General features: G+C 65.8%; 2 protein-coding genes. One reads left to right on the forward strand and one right to left on the reverse strand.

What is annotated here, in order from left to right:
* Nucleotides 1-233, reverse strand: a 233-nt coding sequence (locus CHF16_RS41145; RefSeq protein WP_218827046.1) for a hypothetical protein, incomplete at its 3' end; no start/stop codon positions are given.
* A 31-nt stretch (nucleotides 234-264) separates the two neighbouring features.
* On the opposite strand from CHF16_RS41145, the gene CHF16_RS39020 reads away from it, so the two are divergent.
* On the forward strand, nucleotides 265-2,781 hold a 2,517-nt coding region (locus CHF16_RS39020; RefSeq protein WP_218827047.1), incomplete at its 3' end, for a LamG domain-containing protein.

Genomic DNA, 2,781 nt, shown 5'->3' on the forward strand with positions numbered 1-2,781 from the left:
GCGTTTGAGACCAGTGCGTACAACTGCAGTAATCCGACGTCGGTGCAGTTGTGGCGGACGACGGCGTTGAAGTCGTATGCGACGTGGAACAACACTAATACTTCGTCGGTGTGGTTGGAGCATCTGACTTCGCGGGATGTGGCGTACTGCTCCAAGACGCCGGTGGAGTTCGGCGGGTCCAAGTTGCGGTCGCATGTGCAGAGCGCGGTGAATGCCGGGAATTCGACGATCACGTTCGGGTTGCGGGCTTACAGCGAGTCGACGATGGACTGGTGGAAGCGGTTCGCCGATGACGCGTACTTGAAGGTGCAGTACAACAATCCGCCGTTGCAGCCTGATACCGACACGATGTTCGCCAACCCGGGCACCAAGTGCCTGCCCAGTGGGCAGCAGCAGACGGTGAACGATCTGTCCACGGTGTATGCGTATCTGAAGGATCCCGACACCGAGGACAAGAACAAGGTGCAGGGCCAGTTCACGCTGCACTGGGCCAACAACGCCGACGGGTCGGACTGGGGCCCCAAGTGGACCTCGTCGCTCACTCCGGCCAAGACCTCCGGCAGCCGCTTCTCGGTCACTTTGCCCTCCACCATCCCGCAACGCACCAAGATCGGCTGGGGTGTGCGGGCCTGGGACGGCGAGCAGTGGGGGCCCTGGTCCTACGACGGCGCCCAAACCGGCTGCTACTTCATCTACGACCCAGCCGTACCGGGCAAGCCGACGGTCACATCGCAGGAATACCCGAACGATGACTCGTGGCACGGCGGTATCGGCGAGGTCGGACGGTTCGTCATCTCCGACTCCGAGCAGGTCGCCAGCCGGTACGAGGTCAGCCTGAACGGTGTTCCGATCCGGACGGTGAACACGACCAACGGGGCGCAGCAGGCGGTGGCGCTCTCACCGACCCGCTCGGGGCCGAATGTCGTGACGGTGCAGGCGTTCGCGCCCTCCAACCAGAACGGCCCGAGCGTCTCGTACGAGTTCCGCGCCAATGCGGGAGCCGATCCCGTGGCGAGGTTCCCGCTGGACGAGAGTGCCGGGTCGACCGAGGTGACCTCGACCGGCCCGGGACGGCCCGCGACGCTGACCGGTTCCGCGGCCCTGGGCGGTGAAGGCAAACACGGGACCGGGCTGTCCATGGACGGTGTGTACGGCTTCGGCGAAAGCCTCTTGGCGTTGGTCGATCCCGCGAGCAGCTTCACGGTGTCCGCCTGGGCCAAGCCGACCCAGTACGGCATGGTGAACGTCCTGGCGCAGAACTCGACGTTCCAGAGCGCGTTCCAACTCGGGATCGAGCCGGACGGCCGTCCGGTGTTCAAGAAGCCGTCCACCGACACCAACGACGGCGGTGGCGTCTGGAAGAAGGCCATCGACGACACCTCGATTCCGCTCGGGGAATGGAGTCACCTCACCGGCGTGTACGACCAGGCCTCCTCGCAGCTGCGGCTCTATGTGAACGGCCAGTTGCAGGCCACCGCGGACGCGGGCACGCCGCTGGCGTCCCATGGCGCGTTCGAGATCGGCCGGAGCCTGTACAACGGCTCCTTCGCCAACTACTGGCCCGGCTCCATCGACGACGTCCAAGCGTTCGGGCAGGCGCTGACAGACGCGCAGGCACAGCAGCTCGCCGATGGCGCCACCCCCTCGGGAGCGACTTCGCTCGCCCACTGGAACATGGACGAGCCGGCGGGGAAGGTCCGCGCGTACAGCCCCATGAATCCGTGGAAGGCGACCCTGTACGGGGGTGCCACGCTCGGAAACGAAGGACAGGCGGGCACCGCGCTCCGGCTCGATGACACGACCCAGGCGCACGCCGGCACCGACGGCCCCGTCATCAACACCATTCGAAGCTTCGCGGTATCGGCATGGGTTCGCCTGGAAAAGGACGACCGCACCCGGACGGTGCTCAGCCAGGACGGCACGAGCAAGAGCGGCTTCTACCTCAAGTACGACGCCGCGTACAAGAAGTGGGCGTTCTCGAGGGTCAAGTCCGACTCCGCGGAGACCGGAACCTGGCAGGCCTTCTCGAAGGACCCGGCCGTCCTGAACTCCTGGACCCATCTGGTGGGCGTGTTCAACAAGGACACGAAGAAACTGCAGATCTTCGTGAACGGCGAGCCCGGAGTGGAGAGCGCCGAGGTCACCTCGTCCTGGCCGGCGCTGGGCGGATTCCAGATCGGGCGCAGCAAGTGGCTCGGCAGCCAAGCGGATCACTGGCCCGGCCTGATCGACGATGTACGGGTCTATGACCGGATCGTCGGCCAGCAGGAGGCCGAGGAGATGGTCACTCAGCATCCGGTGCTGAAGGCGCGGTGGCTGCTCAACTCTGATGGTTCGGGGGCGACGAAGGATGGTGCGGGGCCGGGTCTGGTGCTGCGCAACGGTGCGGTCATCGATTCTGGGGCCGGTTTCAAGGGCTGGGGGTCGGAGGCGGGGTTGAAGTTGGACCCGGCGCTGAAGGCGTTCGCCGAGACCGCGGACCCGGTGGTGGATACGTCGGGGAGTTTCACGGTTGCGGGGTGGGTGCGCAATGACGGGCGGCCGTTGCAGCCGGCGACGGTGTTCTCTCAGCCGGGTGGGGCGACGGATGCGTTCGCGTTGCGGTATGTGCCGGGGGATGACCCTGAGGAGCAGGGTGTGTGGCAGGTGGTGATGCGCAATTCCGATGAGGGGTCGGCGGGTGCGTTGTCGGCGTCGCATTCGGGGTTCGTGGTGGCGGACTGGGTGCATGTGGCGGTGGTGTACGACGCGTTGCGCGATCGGGTGAGCCTGTATGTGGAC

Source organism: Actinomadura meyerae (genome assembly GCF_900188445.1).
Taxonomy (GTDB): Bacteria; Actinomycetota; Actinomycetes; order Streptosporangiales; family Streptosporangiaceae; genus Spirillospora; species Spirillospora meyerae.